This window comes from Pseudomonas sp. O39, assembly GCF_045447295.1.
Lineage (GTDB): Bacteria > Pseudomonadota > Gammaproteobacteria > Pseudomonadales > Pseudomonadaceae > Aquipseudomonas > Aquipseudomonas antarctica_A.
The window spans coordinates 1-19,497 of the sequence record NZ_JBJGXV010000008.1 but is presented as its reverse complement, the minus strand read 5'-3'; the positions used below and the strand labels follow the sequence as shown (position 1 = coordinate 19,497).

Sequence of the window (19,497 nt, the reverse complement as noted above, 5' to 3'; positions counted from 1 at the left end):
CAAAAGCCCCCGTATCGTGAGATACGGGGGCTTTTTGTTGGAACCCTATTTATCAAACACCAGGGTCAACGGTGGGAGCTGGCTTGCCTGCGATAGCGGTGGGTCAGCCAGCCCATTCTCCACTGAGAGACCGTTATCGCAGGCCAGCCAGCTCCCACAGTGTGTTTGATCTCAAAAACTAGCGCGGGGTCGCGCTGGCAATACCCTGGCAAGACTGGATGATTTTTTTCAACCCGTTGTTGTTTTCCGGCAACGCGAACGTCGCGGTCAACGGCTCTGCGCCTTCTGTGGCCGGGGCTAATGAAAGTTTTAGCGCTTGGCCTCGCGAAGCATCGCTGACCCAGTAGGCTAATTCATCGGGCGGAACAGAGGTGCTGAGCGCAAAGACCGTACCGATCTGGAAAGCCCCGGCGTAAGTCCAAACGCCATTTACCGGGCGTTCGATGCTCGCGCGTGTTCCGGTGGTAATACGCAACGGGCCGTTTGCGCTGGCATCTTTGCCTTCAAACGGATCGCTGTCGAAACCCAGTGATTGCGGGGTGATCTGCAGCGCAAGGCTGGCCGTCGGGTTCTGCGGGTGACAGCTGATTTCCAGGCTGGCCTTGACGTGAAAGCCGCCGTAGGCGCTGACACCAAAAGTACGCGCGGTGAGCATCGGGCTGTCTGCGTAGGGTTGCTCAAGCAACCACACAGGGTGCGCTGGGGTAATGATGGCAGTTCCGATACCTGACTCGTCGCCTGCCTGTGCTTGAGCAATGAGAGGTAGAGCGAAAATGGCAGCGAACAACGTAAAGGTGAAGGCTCGCATAGAGGTATTCATCCGCGTGTAAGACGTGAGCTAAGGAATGAATGCATTTTGCCTGTCAGCGATAACCGGTTCTGTCGGGTTTTTCGCAAATGCAGCGCGGCTCAGTAGCTTGGTTTCCAGGTGATCCAGATGCTCGGTCATCAGGCTGACTGCGCTGTTCACATCCCGTTGCTCGACGGCGTCGACAATGGCTGCATGCTCCTGCCACGCACAGTACGTGCAGGCGTGCGCCTCATATTGGGCGATGATCAGCGAGGTCAGCGGTACCAGGCTGTTGAGAAACTGCGCCAGCGGAGCATTCCGCGCCATCGCGGCCAATTGCAGGTGGAATTCCCCGGACAGGCGAATCGCCGGCCCGCGTTGATCGCGCTCGATGCACTCACGTTCACGAGCGATCAGCTCATGCAAGTGCCGAACCTGGGTCGGTGTGGCGTGCACACAGGCCAACTGCACCACGGTGATTTCCGCCAGGCGTCGCGCTTCCAGAATCTGTCGCGTCTGCAGGGCATCCGGCGCGGCCACTTGGGCGCGCTGGTTGGGGCGCAGAATGATGACTTGCTGATGCGACAGCTTTGCCAGTACCCGGCGAATCACGCTGCGGCTGACACCAAAGGTTTCGCCCAGGCTTTCTTCGGTAAAACGGCTGGCGGGTGCGATGCGTTGTTCCAGAATGGCGTCGAACAGGCGCGGGTAGATGTCTTCCACCGACGGCTTTTTACCTGCCACCAGACGCATCGCGGGCAGGGCGGTGAGGACTGATTTGCGGTGCAGCGCGTGAGCGGTCATGGCCTGTCTCCAAAAAGTCAGCTGCCCAGATGGTCGTCCGGGATGTTCAAGCGGATGCCCATGCGCAGGCCTTCCTGAAGGATGTGCCGACGCATTTCGGCACTCGCCAGGGCGCTGTTCTTGTTGCGGATCGCGCGCACCACGGCCTCGTTTTCCTGCAGGCGTTCCGCCAGGTGTTCGGGTGAGTTACGCAACACCTGGGCGCTCTGCTTGAGGGCGTTGCTGGTCTGTTGCACCACGTTCTGGAAGATCGGGTTGGAGGTGAGGGCGAACAGTTCTTCGTGGAAGCCGATGTAGGCGTTCATGCCCGCTTCGGCATCGCCGGCATCCAGGGCTTCGCGCATGTCCATGAGTGTCAGGCGCAGTTGGCCGACTTCCTTGCTGCTGATGGACTGAGCGACCAGGCCGACGATGAAGGGCTCGAGGGTGTAGCGAAGTTGCAGGATGTCTTCGAGGCTTGCGTCCGCCACGGCGTCGCTCGATTGCGGTTCGCTGAGGCTGGTTTCCAGCACCACCACGCCCTTGCCCGGCATCGAACGCACCAGGCCGAGGGTTTCCAGCACGATCACGGCTTCACGCAGGCTCGGGCGACTGATGCCCATCTGCTCGGCCAGTTCGCGCTGGCCGGGCAGCATTTCGCCACGCCGCCACTGGCCCCGGGCCAGGGCCGCGCGCAGTTTTTCTACGACTGAGTTGACGACGGTTGAGGTGCTGATCACGTCTACGTCTCCTTGAGAGTGCAAATACAATGGCCAAACTGGCGACGGTCAAACTGTGGGAGCGGGCTTGCTCGCGAATACGGAGTGTCAGTCAGCTTATTATTTAGCTGACCCAACGCCTTCGCGAGCAAGCCCGCTCCCACAGTTGATCTGTCTCGCTCATAGAATGGGTCAGAACTCCTGATGCGCCGGCAACACCGGCTTCTTGGCCTGAAAGGCATAGCCTTGCTCGCCGTGCAGCACCTTGTTGGCGCGCTGGATATCGATGTCTTTTTCCCAGCGTGCAATGGCCACGGTGGCGACACAGTTGCCGATCAGGTTGGTCAGCGCGCGGCCGATGCCCATGAACCAGTCCACCGCCAGCACCAGCACCAGGCCCACCACCGGAATCGCCGGAATGGCCGTGAGGGTCGCCGCCAGAATCACCAGCGCCGAGCCTGGAATCCCGTGGGCACCTTTGGAGGTGATCAGCGACACCAGCAAAATGGTCAACAGGTCGGTCATCGACAACGGCGTGCCGGTGGCATTGGCGATAAACACGATGGCCAGGGTCAGGTAGATCGAGAAACCGTCGAGGTTGAACGAGTAGCCGGTTGGAATCACCAGGCCGACCGTCGAGCTGCCGATGCCCAGGTGTTCAAGTTTGCGCATGATCTGTGGCAGCACGGCGTCGGACGACGCGGTGCCCATCACGATCAGCAGCTCTTCGCGCAGGTACTTGAGCAGCGGCAGCATGCGCAGGCCGGACAGGCGCATTACCAGGCCAAGCACCAGCCCGACAAAGGCAAAGCAGGTCAGGTAGAACAAGCCCACCAGGCTGCCCAGGTGTTGCAGCGAATCCAGGCCATAAGTGCTGGTGGTGAAGGCGATGGCACCGAACACGCCGATGGGCGCCAGGCGTACGATCATGCCCATGATGCGGAAGATGACATGGCTCAGTTCATTGATCAGCCGCGAGATGCCGGAAGCGGCTTCACCCACCAGGTTCAGCGCGCTGCCGAACAGCACCGAGAACAGCAGCACTTGCAGCACATTGTTGTCGGCGAAGGCGCCGATCACCGAGTTGGGAATCAGCTCCATCAGGAACTGGCTGGTGCCGCGGATATGCTGGCCCTTGTCGGCCAGTTCATTCAGACCGGCGGAGGACAACTGCTCCAGGTGGATATTGGCGCCGGTGCCGATACCGGTGCTGAAGGCCATGATCAGGCCGATCACCAGGGCGACGGTGGTGAGCACTTCAAAGTAGATCACCGACTTGAGGCCGATACGCCCGACTTTTTTCAAGTCGCCGGCGCCGGAAATACCGCTGACCACCACGCAAAACACGATCAGGCCAATCAGCATCTTGATCAGCTTGATAAAGCCGTCACCCAGGGTTTTGAGTTGCGAGGAGAATTCGGGAAGGGCCAGGCCGCAGACGATGCCGAGCATCAGGCCAATCACGACTTGCAGGAAAATCGAACGCGAGCACCATCTGAGCATGGGAGGGATCTCTATTCGGTGCCCTGGTGGTTCCAGGGCTTAATTGTTGTGGTCTTACCGGTAAGTCCAGTGCGCGGCCAGTCTACGCCGGTTTTTTTTGAAACCACAAGTAAATATTCTGTGCTTGACCGGTCCCGGTCTGACCAGTTGGTCGGTGATTGCGATGCTTGAGCGGTTGGCGGGTCGGAAAAATTTTCGCTTATCATCCGCCGCTTGTTACGCGAGGTGATGATGGACAAACCAGGACTGACCACGAATGCAGCAGGGCTGACTCACTGCACCTGGCGCACGGCGGCGCCGGAGTACCCGCGTTACCACGATGATGAATGGGGCGTGCCGGTAGCCGACGATATCCAGCTGTACGAGAAGATCTGCCTGGAAGGTTTTCAGGCGGGCATGGCCTGGATCACCATTTTGCGCAAGCGCGAGCAGTTTCGGGCCGCGTTTGAGGGCTTTGACTTTCGCCGCGTGGCGCAATACACCGAGCCCGACATAGCGCGGCTGATGAATGACCCGGGCATCGTGCGCAACCGCGCGAAGATCGTCTCTACCATCAACAATGCGCGCAGAGCGTGTGAACTGGTGGATGAAACCGGCTCGCTGGCGCGCTGGCTGTGGGCATTTGAACCGACGGATGAGGAGCGTCCGGCGCGGGTGGACATGGCTTACTGGACAGGCAACCCGACATCATCGGCTTCGGTGCGTTTGTCGAAAGCCTTGAAGAAACGCGGCTGGACCTTTGTCGGCCCGACCACGATGTATGCGCTGATGCAGGCCATGGGCATGGTCAATGACCACTTGGAAGGGTGTGCCTGCCGACCGCGGATCGAAGCGCTACGCCAACAGTTCAAGCGCCCCTGAACCAATCGGCTTCAAGCTTGCGCATGATCGCGCTGTGCCGGTCAATCCAATGGCTGGCACGCCGCTGTCGCGGGCGTGCCAGCTCTCAGAGGGATGTGGTTGTGCCTGGCGGGTCAGGACAGGAAACCACCGTCCACATTCAGCGATACACCGGTGGTGTAGCTGGAGGCATCGCTGGCCAGGAACAACACCGCGCCGGCCATTTCGCTCGGGTCCGCCACGCGCTTGAGTGGGATCTGCGCCAGGGCCATTTTCAGGATCGCGTCGTTCTTCACCAGCGCCGAAGCGAACTTGGTGTCGGTCAGGCCAGGCAGCAGGGCGTTGCAACGGATGCCGAACGCCGCGCACTCTTTGGCAAATACCTTGGTCATGTTGATCACGGCGGCCTTGGTCACCGAGTAAATACCCTGGAATACACCTGGGGAAATACCGTTGATCGACGCCACGTTGATGATGCTGCCGCCGCCGTTATCGCGCATCAGCTTGCCGGCTTCCACGGACATGAAGAAGTAGCCGCGAATGTTGACGTCAACCGTCTTCTGGAAGGCGCCGAGGTCGGTGTCGAGCACGTTGCAGAATTGCGGGTTGGTCGCGGCGTTGTTGACCAGGATATCCAGGCGCCCGAACTGTTCACGGATGCCGGCGAACACCTGGGTGATCTGTTCCATTTCGCCGATATGGCAGGCCACGGCGGTGGCCTTGCCGCCTGCGGCGATGATCGCATCGGCCACGTGCTGGCAGCCTTCAAGCTTGCGGCTGGAGACAATCACATGGGCGCCTTGCTGGGCCAGGAGCTTGGCAATGGCTTCACCGATACCGCGGCTGGCGCCGGAAACAAAAGCAATCTTGCCGTCGAGGTCGAACAGGTGAGTCTTGGACATAAGGTTTCCTTCAGAGGGCGGATTTGTCGATGACATTCAGGCTCATTTGCTCCAGCAGCTTGTTCATATGGATGAACTGCGCAAAGCGTTTGTCCTGGGTTTGGCCGTGGAAAAAGCGGTAGTAGATCTGCTGCACGATACCGGCCAGGCGGAACAGGCCGTAGGTGTAATAGAAATCGAAATTGTCGACCTGGATGCCGGCGCGCTCGGCGTAGTAATCGACGAACTGGCGGCGCGTGAGCATGCCGGGGGCGTTGCTCGGCTGGCGGCGCATCAGTTGCACGGGCGCGGGGTCAGCGGCTTCGATCCAGTAGGCGAGGGTGTTGCCCAAATCCATCAACGGGTCGCCCAAGGTGGTCAGCTCCCAGTCCAGCACGCCGATGATCTGCATCGGGTTGTTGGGGTCGAGGATCACATTGTCGAAGCGGTAGTCGTTGTGCACGATGCTGGAGGTAGGGTGGTCGGCCGGCATCTTGTCGTTGAGCCATGCGCGCACCGCTTCCCAGCGTGGGGCATCGGGGGTCAGGGCTTTTTCGTAGCGGTCGCTCCAGCCGCGAATCTGGCGCTCTACGTAGCCTTCAGGCTTGCCCAGGTCGGCCAGGCCGCAGGCGGTGTAATCGACTTGGTGCAGTTCGACGAACTTGTCGATAAAGCTTTTGCACAGGGCTTCGGTCCTGGCCGCATCCAGGCCCAGCTCGGGCGGCAGGTCGGAGCGCAGAATGATGCCGTTGACCCGTTCCATCACATAGAACTCGGCGCCGATCATCGACTCATCGGTGCAATGCACATAGGCTTTAGGGCAATAGGGGAAGCCGTCTTTCAGCTGGTTGAGAATGCGGTACTCGCGGCCCATGTCATGGGCGGACTTGGCCTTGTGGCCAAACGGCGGGCGCCGCAGCACGAATTCCTGGCCCGGGTATTCAAGCAGGTAAGTCAGGTTCGACGCACCGCCGGGGAACTGGCTGATTTTGACCGTGCCGCTCAAGCCCGGAATGTGGGCCTTGAGGTAGGGATCGATCAGGCTGGCATCAAGTTCTTCGCCTGGGCGAATCTGGGTCGATTGGTCGTTAAGCGCCATGCTTATCCCTTCTGCTTATTCTAAAGGCCTTGGACTATTGGCTAATCTAATGCGCACCACCGCCCAGCGACAAGGTCGGGGCGGCTTAATAGGTTAGCGTGTTGGATGATGATCAGCGGGCTTGATGTGTTCAAATCACCAGCATCGCCCGGCCACCGGGGTTGCAGGACAGGTTGGCACCTATTTCGACTTTTGCCAGGTCGATGCCCAGGCCCGCGAGCAGGCTGTTGACCAGTGGGTCGAGCAATGGGCTGAGCAGGCTTGAGATGATACCGCTGAGCAGGTTCAGGACCTCGGTCAGTATGCCGACCACCAGGCCGAGCACTAAGCCTAGAAGCCCGTCGAGCGTCGGTGTATGGCTGGTCAGCCGAATTCCGTTAAGGGTGTTGCTCAAGCTGCCGATGACGTTATTGGAACTGAAGCTGAAGTAGCTCGGTGGCTGTTTCACCTCCGGAGGCGCCACGTAGACATGGTTGCGCGTGGTCTCGGCCACGCTGCTGTCGACCCTCAGGCTGAGGCCGCCGACTGCGTAGGGCTGCCTAGGCTCGCACACGCCTTGGCTGCATTTTTTGACGCCAAGGTCGAGCAGCGGAAAATCGTCGACTTTCAGGGTTTCGGTGGAGGAAAACAGGTTTTTCGGATCTATCTGGCCCACCATCAATCGCACCGCAGACGTGCTGCCTGACACGGACAGTGATTTGTCTGCGGGCCCGTTGCAGCGGTAGCCGGTGACGTAACTGCTACCGCTGGCGGCCTCGAGGGCAATGTCTATTTGCGTGCCCGGCACAGGATCGAGTGAACTGCCCAGCAGCAAACCCACCACATCGGTGACCAGGCCGATCACTTTATTGAGCACGTCGATGACGGGCAGCTTCAAGGAAATCCAGGTGCGGACTTGCGCGGTCCTGACAAAAATCGGCTGGGTATCGATCAACTGCGGGTTGCCAATTGCAGAAATCTGCGCGGGTTCGATGACACGGGTCTTGACCGTGATATTCAGCAGCCCCAGTACGTCCACCGGCAATTCGACGGCCACTGCGCTGGCTTTGTTGGATAGCTGCACAAAGCCCTGAATCAGGTTGAACAGTTGCAGGTTGACGTCCAGGGCGCTCTTGTCCGTGCCGTTTTGTATATTGATCAGGTCGCCCAGGTGCAGGATCTGTGTGCCTGGCGCAATCAGCTTGATTGCTTCGAGGTTATTGATCACCACCTTGACCGCATCACCGCCCAGCTTGAGCACATCGATGGCGGCCTGGATCAACTGGCCGACGGTCGCGTCGGTCTTAAGCAACTGGTCGTAGTTGCCGGCGCTGACATTCAGGCGGATAGCCAACGCGTCCAGGTAGCTGAGCAAGCTGATGTCCGTGTTGATCAAGCCTTTCCAGCCCACCGCATCGATTTGTAATTTGCCGCCCAGCAAACCGCCGATCAAGCCATTGAGTGCCGCCGATTTGGTGCTGTCCACCGTCAACAAGGTACTGCGAACGGTGAGGGTCGCCACGGGCGGCGAGGGTGCGGCAGCGACCGCCGTGGCGCTCAAGAGAGAGGTCTGGCTGAGGGTTCGTCCCGAGAATAATGAGTGGATGGCGTGGCCAACGCTGGTCGTGACGCGATGGGTGGCGATGACCCGGATGGCGTCGGCCTTGTTGGGATCGGCGCTGAAGGTGCGCATAAAGTCAGCACCGGTGGCCAGGGTGCCGCAGGCGATTGCCAGCGTGCGATCGGCGTCGACCTTGAAGTTGTTGCGTTCCGCGCTTTGCGTTGCGAATTGCGCTGCATTGTTATTGGGCGCCGCGCATGTGCCGCCGCGGCTCACCGCTTCCAGCGCCGCGGTATCGGCCACGCGCTGCAACTTGCGCTTCTCCAGGTACAAGCGACCGCTGTCGATCACCAGCAACAGAAACAACAACGCGATCCCGAGGGTTACAGCGCCCACCAGGCCGATGACCCCGCGTTGGCGGGCCGGGCCGAGTCCATGGCCAAACATTGTGCGTTCCTTCGCCGGTCCTGCACCGACGTCCTGAGCATCCCCGAAAACAGTGTAGTCAGGTTTTGCGCAGGCGCTGGCTAATCGCTACTAGTTGCGTGGCGGCAAGGTAACGGGCGTCAGAACGGGGCGGCCCGCGAAGTATTCCACCAGGTTGTCGGCCACGCGCTGCACGGTGTCATGGGCCGCTTCCGGCGACAGGCCGGCCACATGGGAGGTGAGCACGGTATTGCTCAGGTGTTTGAGGGCGTCGGGCACTTTGGGCTCATCGTCGAACACATCCAGTGCGGCACCGCCGATACGCCGCTGCTCAAGGGCGGTCACCAGGTCAGCGGTCACAACCACACTGCCGCGCCCGATGTTCACCAGGTAACCGTGCGGCCCCAGGGCGTCCAGGGCGTGGCGATCAATCAGGTGACGGGTACTTGCGCCACCGGGTGTCGCCAGGATCAGGAAGTCCGATGTGCGCGCAAGCTCCACGGCCGTTGCGCAGTAGGTGTAATCCACGTCATCGCGGGGCTGGCGGTTGTGGTAACTCACCTCCATGCCGAACCCGAGGGCGGCGCGCTTGGCGATCTCCATGCCCACCGCGCCAAGGCCGAGAATGCCCAGGTGTTTGCCGCCCAGGGAAGGGCGCATCACCTTCGGCCATTCGCTGCGCCTTACGGCTGCGTCCGTTTGCGGAATGCCGCGCACCAGCGACAGCAGCAACGCCATGGCGTGGTCGGCCACTGACGGTGCGTTCACACCCGCGCCGTTGGTCACAACAATCCCGCGATTGCTCGCCGCCTGCAGGTCCACATGCTCGTAGCCAGCGCCGATCACGCAGATGATCTCCAGCAGCGGCAGCGCGGCGATTTCCTCGGCATACAATCCCAACGGCCCACGGGTCAGCACTGCCTTGATCTGCCCACCATGGGCCTTGATCGCCTGGGCGCGCTCGGCCGGCGTCGGCGCCAGAATCACGTGAAAGTCGTTGCTCTCAATGATTTGCAGGTATTCGTTGATGGTTTCAACCAGGACCAGAACAGTGGTGGACATCGGAAGGCTCTTCCTGAAGGGTTTGAGAGAATGAGTATGCGGGATTTGTAAGACGGAACGTTTTGTTCAGTCACAAAAAAATCCCGCATAGGTATCACTGGAACTCAATAGTCTGCGCTGTCACCCGCTTCACAAATGCCCCGGCCAGGGTCGCGTTGTGATGCTCGATGATCGCCTCGGCCGACAACGTCGGAGTGTCCATGCAAGTATGGCCGTCCTGCGGCAATACCACCGAAAACCCAAGCTCCACCGCTACTCGGCAAGTGGTGTCGATGCAGAACTGGGTTTTCATCCCGACAATCACCAGTTCATTGACCTGCGCGGCGGCCAACTGATTCGCCAGATCAGTCCCCAGGAAGCAGCTGGGGCGGGTTTTATTGAACAGGTGGTCGCGCGCTTCTTCGACCTCCAGGCCGTGCCACAGCTGCCAGAGTGGGCTGCCGGCTTCAATCGGCGAGCCCGCGGGGCCAGTGTGCCGGGCAACGAAGATCGGTGCGTTGGCGCTGCGGGCGCGATGGATAAGCTGGTTGATGGTGTCGAGCACACGTTCGCGCTTGAAGGGTTTTTCCGGCCCGTCGTATAAACCGGTTTGCATATCGATGATCAGCAGGGCGTTTGCCATGGTCTTGCTCCTTGCAGTGGCCAGAGGGCGGAGCAATAAAAAGGCCCCGTCCATTGCTGGCGGGGCCTTGGGTTGTTTCTGGGTGTCTCTAGTTCACGCACCCACAGCAACCGCACGACCCGCCATAAGCGGTCGTGGTGATGGTGCGGGTGAGGCGTCGCTGAGTAAAGTTCATGGCCCGATCATGCTGGCGCGTACGCGAGTCTGTCAACGGGTGCGTCCAATCGCTTTGCGCGTTGCCGGGTGTAGTGCACGGCCTCAAGGAACTCGTCTGACAAACCTGCTGCTGCGTATCGTGCGAGCGAGGGTGACGCCATAGCCGTTCAGCCGCGAGGTGTCCCTATTGAGCCGCGCCAGCCTGCCGCGCCTTGATTTGCTCTGCCTGTGCTATCGGCATGAAATCATAGGTGGGGAAGAATTCCGTCTTGTAAACGCCCCAGGCGGTGTTTTCGATCGCTAAATTGACCTCAGCCAGGCGCGATGCCGGAAGGCGCAGGACGATGACCTGTCCGATGCCCATCGTGATATTCCAACTCACGACTTCCACGCCGGCAGGCGGAAATACTTTGTGAAACTCCTGCTTGGCCAGTTGGGCTTTCAACGCACTTAACGGCCGTGACTGATCGTGTTTAAGAAATACGGTCAACATAACGGCGTTGTCAGCTGTGGCGGTAATATTTTTTGCGCTGGAACTTGCGCCGGTCTGCGCGGTGACCACGCTTGGCAGCAGGATAATCGCGAGCAGTGCAGGTATTAACAGTGACGTACGAGGAGTGAGTATGTTCATGTGTCGGTACCTTGCTTTTTTTATAGAAAGGCGTGCTCATATAGCCAAGTGAGGGCAGTGCGCGCCAATAACATTGCGGTGGGTATGCCGAGTCAACGTGGCATTTTAATGCAGTGTTTGAGTTCGCTTAGTTCGACATGGCTGTCTTTATGGGGCCGTTGTAAGGGGCGTGCACCACATAAATTCGAACCGTTGGCTGATTGGCTACCATGTCGCGAGGTACTTCTCGAGAATAGGTGAACTCGCTGCTATCCAGCTTTTCCAGCCGTCTGACAACGGTTCTGGTAGGGCCAGCGTCAGGCACCAGAATGTGGGTTTTCCTGTCGCCCGTGACCAGGAAATACCCGCCACCGCCATCCGCGTATTTTGATCGCCCGGTATCGGTATAAAAGAACTCATAGCGGTTTCGCTGAGGGTCCCACATTGATATGCCCACTACGCCAGGGTAGTTTGCCTTGACGTCTTTTTCCGGGGCCCCTTCGATATAGACTTTGGTGGTCAACCATTGAGGGGAGGACGCCAGCGCACGGATATCCCGTTCAGGCTCCGCTTGTTGTGCGTAACTTTTGGATGGATTGAATATCCCAGTCAGAAGCAGGCCGGCCAATACAAAAGTGAGTCTTCGCATGTTTAACTCCTGGGAGTTTAGTCAGTGTTTACCTCCAGTGCGTGGGGATATTAGTGTGGGTGGCCGAGTTTGCTCAATAGCTATGAATGTTCCTGTTACAGTTATAGTGGTGTTTTAGTGAAAATATAATTTAGATGCAGGCAGTGTCTTGTCGTGCTGTAGGGTACTTCTTGAAAAGCTCGAACTCCTAAAGGGATGCGCGCTGTGGGTGTGCAGTGATTACGCGACTCCTCAGTGTTCGAAAACCGCAGCCAACGCTGTCTGTGAACGGCTGCCGTGCCTAACCATTCCTCTGCTAAGTCTTTGCTTATTCACAAGAATCCCGGACAATCGCGCCCCTGTTGTGGTCGGGGCGCTGCCTGTCAGGTTTTTCTGACTCGCCCCGGCCGTGAAAATGCGGAGATCCGACCGGATGAATGATCAGGCCAATAGCGTCGACGAACGCTATGCAACGACACCTGCAACCCTCACAAGCTGGAGCCGCCAGGACACCACCTGGATGCTTGGGCTGTTCGGCACCGCCATCGGCGCCGGTACTTTGTTTTTGCCGATCAACGCGGGCCTGGGGGGCTTTTGGCCACTGGTGATCCTGGCGCTGCTGGCATTCCCGATGACATTCTTTGCCCACCGTGGGCTAACCCGTTTCGTACTGTCCGGCCGCGAAGGTTCCGACATTACCGACGTGGTTGAAGAACATTTCGGTGTCAAAGCCGGTGCGTTGATCACCTTGTTGTACTTCTTCGCCATCTTCCCGATCCTGCTGATCTATAGCGTGGCGCTGACCAACACCGTCAGTAGCTTTATGGAACACCAACTGCACATCCTGCCGCCGCCGCGCGCGATCCTGGCATTTGTGCTGATTCTCGGGCTGTTGGCCGTGGTGCGTTGCGGCGAACAAGTGATCGTCAAGGCCATGAGCCTGATGGTCTATCCGTTTATCGTCGCCTTGCTGTTCCTGGCGGTGTACCTGATCCCGCATTGGACCGGCGGCATTCTCAGCACCGCCAGTGAGGTGCCGGCGCCGTCGGCGTTGCTCAGCACGCTGTGGCTGGCGATTCCGGTGATGGTGTTCTCGTTCAACCATTCGCCGATCATCTCGGCCTTCGCGGTTGACCAGAAGCGCCAGTACGGCGCCAACGCCGATGAGCGCAGTTCGCAGATCCTGTCCCGTGCGCACCTGTTGATGGTGGTGATGGTGCTGTTCTTCGTGTTCAGCTGCGTGCTGACCCTGTCGCCGGCGCAGTTGGCCGAAGCGAAAGCGCAGAACCTGTCGATCCTGTCGTACCTGGCCAACCACTTCGACAATCCGACAATCGCCTTCGCCGCACCGTTGATTGCGTTCGTGGCGATTGCCAAGTCGTTCCTGGGCCACTACATCGGTGCCAGCGAAGGCCTCAAGGGCCTGGTGCTTAAAACCGGTCGCCGTCCGGCAGCCAAGGCGCTGGACCGCATGACCGCTGCGTTCATGCTGGTGGTGTGCTGGATCGTCGCCACGCTTAACCCGAGTATCCTGGGCATGATCGAGACGCTGGGCGGCCCGATCATCGCGTCGATCCTGTTCCTGATGCCGATGTACGCGATCCGCAAAGTGCCGGCCATGGCCAAATACCGTGGGCAGGCGTCCAACGTGTTTGTCACGGCGGTAGGCTTGGTTGCGATTACTGCGTTGATCTACTCGCTGCTGTCCTGACGGCAGGCTGCACGCACCAAGGCCGATTCGCGCACAGCGCGAATCGGCTTTTTTTTCGCGCTGAAAAAACTCGCCAATCAATGAGGGCTAAGCTGTCGGCTTATTGGTTCCCTTTTTGGAGACGCCCATGGCCCGGCCCCGTCCGCAACTGGTTACAGGCAAGCTGGAAAAACTGCACCCCACTCAATTGACAGTGGGCCTGGCTGAAGTCGCCACCAAGCGCGAAGCCTGGACCAAACTCAAGCGCAAGGAGCGCGCCGCCGCGCTCGACAAGCACTGGTTTCCTTGCGTGCTCGGCCCGGACGAGCGCTATTACATCACCGATCATCACCATTTTGGCCTGGCGCTGATGCTGGAGGGCGTCAAGAGTGTGTCCTTGTTGATGCTCAAGGACCTGTCATTTGTGGACCGCAGCACGTTCTGGAACGTCATGGCGTTCAATCAATGGGTGCACCCTTACGACGCGCGTGGTTTACGGCGTACCTACGAAGCCATTCCGCGCAAAATTACCGATTTGCAGGATGACCCTTACCGCAGCCTGGCGGGCATGTTGCGCACGGCCGGCGGTTACGCCAAGGATGCGACGCCATTCAGCGAGTTTCTGTGGGCGGATTTCCTGCGCAGCCGCATTGGCAGCGACGTGGCCAGCCAGCCAAACCCCAAGTTGTTGAGCAAGGTCATGGTCCTGGCGCGCAGCCAGGAAGCGCGTTATTTACCAGGATGGGTTGGGCCGATTGAAAACTGAAACCGAAACGCCTGTTGTTGCACCGCCCAATCGTACCCAGGACATCCTCGCCGGGTTATCCATTGCCGGTTTGCTGCTGCCGGAGGCCGTGGCGTATTCGAGCATTGCCGCGCTGCCGCCCCAGGCCGGTGTGATTGCCTTGTTTGCCGGGCTGGTGTGTTACGGCCTGTTCGGCACCAGTCGCTTTGCGATTGTCTCGGCGACGTCATCTTCTGCGGCGGTGCTGGCGGCGGCTACGTCGAGTCTGGCGGGCGATGACCCGGCGCTGAGGCTGTCCCTGGCGTTTGGGCTGGTGTTGATCACCGGGGTGCTTTTCCTGTTGGCCGGGTTATTCAAGCTGGGCGGTGTAACGTCGTTTATCGCCAAGCCGGTGTTGCGTGGCTTTGCCTTCGGCCTGGCGCTGACCATCATCCTCAAGCAGTTGGCCAGCGTGGTGGGCGTGCACCTGGTCGACAACAACCTGATCCGCTTCCTGCCGCAGTTGCTGGAGCAACTGCCCCGTTGGAATTGGCCGGCTGCGTTGGTTGCGGCGGCTGCGTTGGTTGTGTTGTGGCTATGCGCGCGAATACCGCGCCTGCCAGGCGGATTGTTGGTGGTGGTCCTCGGTATCGGCGCCGGGCAGTACCTGGATCTACAGGCCCACGGCGTAGCGTTGATCGGCCTGATCGACCTGCGGCTGGAATTGGGCCACTTCCCGGTCCTGCCGTTCGCGGACTGGTTGCGCCTGGGCGAATTGGCGTTTGCCCTGGTCATGATCCTGTATGCGGAGTCCTACGGCTCCATCAGTTCGTTCGCGCTTAAACACGGAGATCGGGTGTCATCCAATCGCGATTTGCTCGCGTTGGGTGCGGCTAACCTGATCTCGGGATTGTTCCACGGCATGCCGGCCGGCGCGGGCTATTCGGCGACGTCGGCCAATGAAGCCGCTGGCGCCGGCTCGCGGCTGGCAGGCATCGTTGCCGCGCTGGTGGTGTTGGTGATCGTGTTGACGGTGTTGCCGTATGTAGCGCTGACCCCGGAGCCGGTGCTCGCCGCCATTGTCATCTATGCGCTGGGTCGCGGCTTGAGCCTGCAACCTTTGGGGCGCTACTTCCTATGGCGGCGTGACCGTTTGCTGGTGATCTGTGCCGTGGCGGCCGTGCTGTTGCTGGGCGTACTGGACGGGCTGTTGGTGTCCGTGGCGATCAGCGTGGTGTTGATGTTGCGCCAGATGTCGTCGGCAGATATTCAGGTGCTTGGGCGTTTGGCTGACAGTCACGACTTTGTCGATCGCCAGCACCATGCCGATGCGCTGGACGTACCTGGCGTGTTGATCGTACGGCCCAACGAAGCGCTGTTTTTCGCCAATGCCGAACGCGTCCTCGGCGCGGCGTTGCGCCTGATGCGTCAATCGCAGGCCGAGGCCGTGGTGCTGAGCCTGGAAGAGTCCCCTGACCTCGACGGCACCAGTATCGAAGCGCTGGCAGCGTTTTTCGCGCAAGTGCGGGGGGAGGGCAAGCGCCTGGTTCTGGCACGCGTGCGGCATGAGGCCCGCGAGGTGTTGCAGGCGTTGCCTGAAGCCTCGGCGCCACAGGTATTGCTCAGCGGCTTGAGCGTTGACGACGCAGTACAGCTTGCGCTGAGCGTCAATTCACGGGCATAAAAAAACGCCGCGCATCTTTCGATACGCGGCGTCCTTTACGTCAACACACCTTAGGCTTGAATCACCGGGATGTTGGCGCTTGCTGCGATTTTACGGAACTCGGCGATCTGGTCGAAGTTCAGGTAGCGGTAAACGTCACTGGCCATGGTGTCCAGTTTGGCCGCGTAGCCCATGTACTCTTCGACGGTCGGCAGGCGACCCAGCGTGGAAGCTACAGCCGCCAGCTCGGCCGAAGCCAGGTAGACGTTTGCGCCATCACCCAGACGGTTCGGGAAGTTACGGGTCGACGTCGACACAACCGTCGAGTTCGGCTCTACACGTGCCTGGTTACCCATGCACAGCGAGCAGCCCGGCATTTCCATGCGCGCGCCAGCCTTGCCGTAGATGCCGTAGTAGCCTTCTTCGGTCAGTTGGTGAGCGTCCATCTTGGTCGGCGGCGACAGCCACAGACGGGTTGGCAGCTGACCCTTGACCTGTTCCAGCAACTTACCGGCAGCGCGGAAGTGACCGATGTTGGTCATGCACGAACCGATGAACACTTCGTCGATCTTCTCGCCGGCAACGCTGGACAACAGACGAGCATCGTCCGGGTCGTTTGGCGCGCAGAGAATCGGCTCGTTGATTTCGGCCAGGTCGATTTCGATGATTTCGGCGTATTCCGCGTCGGCATCGGCTTCCATCAGCTCCGGGTTGGCAACCCAGGCTTCCATCGCTTGGGCGCGACGTTCCAGGGTCCGTGCATCGCCGTAGCCTTCGCCGATCATCCAGCGCAGCAGGGTGATGTTGGAGTTCAGGTACTCGGTGACGGAGTCTTTCGACAGCTTGATGGTGCAACCGGCAGCCGAACGTTCAGCCGAGGCGTCGGACAGCTCGAAAGCCTGTTCCAGCGTCAGGTCGTTCAGGCCTTCGATCTCCAGGATGCGGCCGGAGAAGGCGTTCTTCTTGCCTTTCTTCTCTACGGTCAGCAGGCCAGCCTGGATCGCGTAGTAAGGAATGGCGTGAACCAGGTCACGCAGGGTGATGCCAGGTTGCATTTTGCCTTTGAAGCGCACCAGGATCGATTCCGGCATGTCCAGTGGCATAACGCCAGTGGCTGCAGCGAACGCCACCAGACCGGAACCGGCCGGGAACGAGATGCCCATCGGGAAACGGGTGTGGGAGTCACCACCGGTGCCGACGGTGTCCGGCAGCAGCATGCGGTTCAGCCAGCTGTGGATGATGCCGTCGCCTGGACGCAGCGATACACCGCCACGGGTCATGATGAAGTCAGGCAGGGTGTGGTGGGTGGTCACGTCGATCGGCTTTGGGTAGGCCGCGGTATGGCAGAACGACTGCATTACCAGATCGGTCGAGAAGCCCAGGCACGCCAGGTCTTTCAGTTCGTCACGGGTCATAGGACCGGTGGTGTCCTGAGAGCCTACGGTGGTCATCTTCGGTTCGCAGTAGGTGCCAGGGCGAACGCCTTTGCCTTCTGCCAGACCGCATGCACGGCCGACCATTTTCTGCGCCAGGGTGAAGCCCTTGTCGCTTTCAGCCGGCGCTTCCGGCAGCTTGAACAGGGTCGAAGGCGGCAGGCCGAGTTCGGTGCGAGCCTTCTCGGTCAGGCCACGGCCGATGATCAACGGGATACGGCCACCGGCACGCACTTCGTCCAACAGCACCGGGGTCTTCATTTCGAAGGTGGTCAGGACTTCGTCAGTGCCGTGTTTGCAGACTTTGCCAGCATGCGGGTACAGGTCGATCACGTCGCCCATGTTCATGTTGGTAACGTCGAATTCGATTGGCAGTGCGCCCGCATCTTCCATGGTGTTGTAGAAGATTGGAGCGATCTTGCTGCCGAAGCAGAAACCGCCGGCACGCTTGTTCGGCACGTAAGGAACGTCGTCACCGAAGAACCACAGTACGGAGTTGGTCGCCGACTTACGGGACGAACCGGTACCGACCACGTCACCGACGTAGGCGATCGGGAAGCCCTGGCCGCGCATTTCTTCGATCTGCTTCATCGGGCCGGTCTTGCCTTGCTCGTCCGGCACGATGCCTTCACGGGCCATTTTCAGCATGGCCAGAGCGTGCAACGGGATGTCTGGACGGGACCAGGCATCAGGCGCAGGGGACAGGTCGTCGGTGTTGGTTTCGCCAGTCACCTTGAACACGCGCAGGCTGATCTTGTCGGCCAGGGTCGGGCGGTTCTTGAACCACTCGCCGTCGGCCCAGGACTGGATCACGGCTTTGGCGTGTTCGTTGCCGTTCTTGGCTTTTTCAGCCACGTCGTGGAACGCATCGAACATCAGCAGGGTGTGCTTGAGTTGGGCGGCAGCTACCGGTGCAAGCGTGGCGTCGTCCAGCAACTCGACCAACGTCACGATGTTGTAGCCGCCTTGCATGGTGCCAAGCAGTTCAACAGCGCGTTTCTTGTCGATCAGGGGGGAAGTGGCTTCGCCCTTGGCCAGGGCAGACAGGAAACCGGCCTTGACGTAGGCAGCTTCGTCAACGCCTGGTGGAATGCGGTTGGTGATCAGGTCAACGAGGAATTCTTCTTCGCCAGCCGGAGGATTTTTCAGCAGCTCGACCAGGCCTGCGGTTTGTTCGGCGTTAAGCGGCTGGGGAACGATACCCAGTGCTGCGCGCTCTTCGATATGTTTGCGGTAGGCTTCAAGCACAGTTATTACCCTCATCAGTGGTCCCACGGGACGCTCATCCAGAAATGAACGGCACGCATGCGCTCGGGGGCTTTTGGGCCGCAAAGCCAGCGCTGCCGGCATTCCTCACAGAAGCTGCTTTCAAAGTTTTACGCCTGCAGAACGGAGCTGATGAGGGTTGGCGCGGGCTCTGACCTACCGGGTCAAATCCACGCCAACACCGTTCTGAAGGAACGACTGTGCTCGTGACGCTTTGAAAACAGCTTCCAGCGGATTATTGGCGCCTTACAAGGCCGGATGATTCTACGGCAAAAAAAATCTAAAGGTAAGTTGCCTAACCAAGTTTGCTGGGTGATGAATCTTAGACAAAGGGCTAACATGGCGCATTGTTTCGCTGATTTGCGTGTCGTTACCCATGCCCAACCAAACCATCAAGACCCCTTGCGTCGGCCTGTGCTCCACGGTGTACGGCGATCTCGTGTGCCGTGGCTGCAAGCGCTTCCACCATGAAGTCATCCAATGGAATGGCTATAACGAAGAAGAAAAACGCGCAGTCTGGCTCAGGCTCGAGCAACTGCTGGTGCTGGTAATGGCCGGTAAACTGGAAGTCTTCGACCCCAAGATGCTGCGCGGGCAACTGGAGCAGCGCAAGATTCGCTTCGTGCCGCATCAGTCCGAGTACTGCTGGGCCTATCAGTTGATCGCCCGTGGCGCACGGGTGATTTCCAACCTGGAAGCCTATGGCATGGTGCTGTTGCCGGAGTTTCGTGACTGGGCGTTGCCGGAGTTGCGTGATGCCATCGACCGGGAGTTTTTTATCTTGTCCGAGGCGCATTATCAGCGTTATATCGCGCCGGGGTTTTTGAAAGACGCGCTGGGACACTGACTGCAGAGGTCAATGTGGGAGCTGGCTTGCCTGCGATGGCTGTCTGCCAGGCGACACAACGTTGACTGATCTATCGCTATCGCAGCATAGGTATCTACGCAATTCTTTATGTTGCTCTGAGCCTGTGAGGAGTTTAGGTAGATTGAGTACATATCCGTTGCTGCGGTAACGGCTGCTTAGGGTTCCGCCCTTACGGCGGGTCACTTTTGGCAAAC

17 protein-coding genes are annotated in these 19,497 nt (G+C 59.6%); 5 read left to right on the top strand and 12 right to left on the bottom strand.

Annotation, left to right across the window (positions count from 1 at the left end; all coding sequences use genetic code 11):
* Nucleotides 1–178: 178 nt before the first annotated feature.
* From ACI77D_RS13360 to ACI77D_RS13345, 4 genes are all read right to left on the bottom strand, one after another.
* Nucleotides 179–808 carry a hypothetical protein gene (locus ACI77D_RS13360; protein ID WP_221294938.1) on the bottom strand — a complete coding sequence of 210 codons (630 nt, stop codon included), beginning with the start codon at nt 806–808 and terminating at the stop codon, nt 179–181.
* A gap of 30 nt (nt 809–838) precedes the next feature.
* On the bottom strand, nt 839–1,594 hold the full coding sequence (locus ACI77D_RS13355; RefSeq protein WP_407016741.1) for a GntR family transcriptional regulator: 756 nt from the start codon (nt 1,592–1,594) through the stop codon (nt 839–841).
* A 17-nt stretch (nt 1,595–1,611) separates the two neighbouring features.
* Nucleotides 1,612–2,313, bottom strand: coding sequence for a FadR/GntR family transcriptional regulator (locus ACI77D_RS13350; protein ID WP_053255777.1), 702 nt, complete (start codon nt 2,311–2,313; stop codon nt 1,612–1,614).
* 171 nt (nt 2,314–2,484) lie between these two features.
* Nucleotides 2,485–3,810 (bottom strand): C4-dicarboxylate transporter DctA, encoded by a 1,326-nt coding sequence (locus ACI77D_RS13345; RefSeq protein ID WP_407016813.1) that lies wholly within the window; start codon nt 3,808–3,810, stop codon nt 2,485–2,487.
* A gap of 216 nt (nt 3,811–4,026) precedes the next feature.
* Here ACI77D_RS13345 and ACI77D_RS13340 point away from each other — a divergent pair, with 216 nt between their 5' ends.
* Complete coding sequence (locus ACI77D_RS13340) at nt 4,027–4,656, top strand: DNA-3-methyladenine glycosylase I (RefSeq protein ID WP_407016740.1); 630 nt, start codon at nt 4,027–4,029, stop codon at nt 4,654–4,656.
* A 113-nt stretch (nt 4,657–4,769) separates the two neighbouring features.
* On the opposite strand, the gene ACI77D_RS13335 is transcribed toward ACI77D_RS13340, so the two are convergent.
* The 7 genes from ACI77D_RS13335 to ACI77D_RS13305 all read right to left on the bottom strand — a co-directional run bounded on the left by ACI77D_RS13335 (nt 4,770) and on the right by ACI77D_RS13305 (nt 11,680).
* Nucleotides 4,770–5,537, bottom strand: coding sequence for an SDR family oxidoreductase (locus ACI77D_RS13335; RefSeq protein ID WP_128591280.1), 768 nt, complete (start codon nt 5,535–5,537; stop codon nt 4,770–4,772).
* Between the two features lie 10 nt (nt 5,538–5,547).
* On the bottom strand, nt 5,548–6,615 hold the full coding sequence (locus ACI77D_RS13330) for a phosphotransferase family protein (RefSeq protein WP_407016739.1): 1,068 nt from the start codon (nt 6,613–6,615) through the stop codon (nt 5,548–5,550).
* Nucleotides 6,616–6,745: 130 nt separating this feature from the next.
* The gene (locus ACI77D_RS13325) at nt 6,746–8,602 is read right to left on the bottom strand and encodes a pilus assembly protein TadG-related protein (RefSeq protein ID WP_064452685.1); all 1,857 of its coding nucleotides are present in this window, start codon (nt 8,600–8,602) and stop codon (nt 6,746–6,748) included.
* 90 nt (nt 8,603–8,692) lie between these two features.
* Nucleotides 8,693–9,643: a 2-hydroxyacid dehydrogenase gene (locus ACI77D_RS13320; RefSeq protein ID WP_064452684.1), complete on the bottom strand. Its 951-nt coding sequence runs from the start codon at nt 9,641–9,643 to the stop codon at nt 8,693–8,695.
* Nucleotides 9,644–9,737: 94 nt separating this feature from the next.
* A complete protein-coding gene (locus ACI77D_RS13315) occupies nt 9,738–10,265 on the bottom strand; it encodes a cysteine hydrolase family protein (protein ID WP_407016738.1) in 528 nt (175 codons plus the stop codon).
* Nucleotides 10,266–10,605: 340 nt separating this feature from the next.
* Nucleotides 10,606–11,052 carry a hypothetical protein gene (locus tag ACI77D_RS13310; protein ID WP_064452682.1) on the bottom strand — a complete coding sequence of 149 codons (447 nt, stop codon included), beginning with the start codon at nt 11,050–11,052 and terminating at the stop codon, nt 10,606–10,608.
* Between the two features lie 127 nt (nt 11,053–11,179).
* Nucleotides 11,180–11,680 carry a DUF4822 domain-containing protein gene (locus ACI77D_RS13305; RefSeq protein ID WP_407016737.1) on the bottom strand — a complete coding sequence of 167 codons (501 nt, stop codon included), beginning with the start codon at nt 11,678–11,680 and terminating at the stop codon, nt 11,180–11,182.
* Between the two features lie 412 nt (nt 11,681–12,092).
* Here ACI77D_RS13305 and ACI77D_RS13300 point away from each other — a divergent pair, with 412 nt between their 5' ends.
* The 3 genes from ACI77D_RS13300 (at nt 12,093) to ACI77D_RS13290 (ending at nt 15,757) form a co-directional block, all read left to right on the top strand.
* The gene (locus tag ACI77D_RS13300; protein WP_064452680.1) at nt 12,093–13,370 is read left to right on the top strand and encodes a serine/threonine transporter; all 1,278 of its coding nucleotides are present in this window, start codon (nt 12,093–12,095) and stop codon (nt 13,368–13,370) included.
* A gap of 127 nt (nt 13,371–13,497) precedes the next feature.
* Nucleotides 13,498–14,115, top strand: a complete 618-nt coding sequence (locus ACI77D_RS13295; protein WP_221294932.1) for a ParB-like protein — start codon at nt 13,498–13,500, stop codon at nt 14,113–14,115.
* Nucleotides 14,105–15,757: a SulP family inorganic anion transporter gene (locus ACI77D_RS13290; protein WP_407016736.1), complete on the top strand. Its 1,653-nt coding sequence runs from the start codon at nt 14,105–14,107 to the stop codon at nt 15,755–15,757. The genes ACI77D_RS13295 and ACI77D_RS13290 overlap by 11 nt, the downstream gene beginning before the upstream one ends.
* 50 nt (nt 15,758–15,807) lie before the next feature.
* Here ACI77D_RS13290 and acnB read toward each other — a convergent pair whose 3' ends face one another.
* Nucleotides 15,808–18,417, bottom strand: coding sequence for a bifunctional aconitate hydratase 2/2-methylisocitrate dehydratase (gene acnB / locus ACI77D_RS13285; protein WP_064452677.1), 2,610 nt, complete (start codon nt 18,415–18,417; stop codon nt 15,808–15,810).
* Between the two features lie 394 nt (nt 18,418–18,811).
* Between acnB and ACI77D_RS13280 the strand changes: the two genes are divergently transcribed.
* A complete protein-coding gene (locus ACI77D_RS13280; protein WP_064452676.1) occupies nt 18,812–19,282 on the top strand; it encodes a DUF1289 domain-containing protein in 471 nt (156 codons plus the stop codon).
* Nucleotides 19,283–19,497 lie beyond the last annotated feature (215 nt).

Excerpts from the sequence above, each read along its gene's own strand:
- ACI77D_RS13360 (WP_221294938.1), bottom strand. The coding sequence starts at position 808 with ATGCGAGCCTTCACCTTTACGTTGTTCGCTGCCATTTTCGCTCTACCT.
- ACI77D_RS13355 (WP_407016741.1), bottom strand. The coding sequence starts at position 1,594 with ATGACCGCTCACGCGCTGCACCGCAAATCAGTCCTCACCGCCCTGCCC.
- ACI77D_RS13340 (WP_407016740.1), top strand. The coding sequence starts at position 4,027 with ATGGACAAACCAGGACTGACCACGAATGCAGCAGGGCTGACTCACTGC.
- ACI77D_RS13335 (WP_128591280.1), bottom strand. The coding sequence starts at position 5,537 with ATGTCCAAGACTCACCTGTTCGACCTCGACGGCAAGATTGCTTTTGTT.
- ACI77D_RS13330 (WP_407016739.1), bottom strand. The coding sequence starts at position 6,615 with ATGGCGCTTAACGACCAATCGACCCAGATTCGCCCAGGCGAAGAACTT.
- ACI77D_RS13325 (WP_064452685.1), bottom strand. The coding sequence starts at position 8,602 with ATGTTTGGCCATGGACTCGGCCCGGCCCGCCAACGCGGGGTCATCGGC.
- ACI77D_RS13320 (WP_064452684.1), bottom strand. The coding sequence starts at position 9,643 with ATGTCCACCACTGTTCTGGTCCTGGTTGAAACCATCAACGAATACCTG.
- ACI77D_RS13315 (WP_407016738.1), bottom strand. The coding sequence starts at position 10,265 with ATGGCAAACGCCCTGCTGATCATCGATATGCAAACCGGTTTATACGAC.
- ACI77D_RS13310 (WP_064452682.1), bottom strand. The coding sequence starts at position 11,052 with ATGAACATACTCACTCCTCGTACGTCACTGTTAATACCTGCACTGCTC.
- ACI77D_RS13305 (WP_407016737.1), bottom strand. The coding sequence starts at position 11,680 with ATGCGAAGACTCACTTTTGTATTGGCCGGCCTGCTTCTGACTGGGATA.
- ACI77D_RS13300 (WP_064452680.1), top strand. The coding sequence starts at position 12,093 with ATGAATGATCAGGCCAATAGCGTCGACGAACGCTATGCAACGACACCT.
- ACI77D_RS13295 (WP_221294932.1), top strand. The coding sequence starts at position 13,498 with ATGGCCCGGCCCCGTCCGCAACTGGTTACAGGCAAGCTGGAAAAACTG.
- ACI77D_RS13280 (WP_064452676.1), top strand. The coding sequence starts at position 18,812 with ATGCCCAACCAAACCATCAAGACCCCTTGCGTCGGCCTGTGCTCCACG.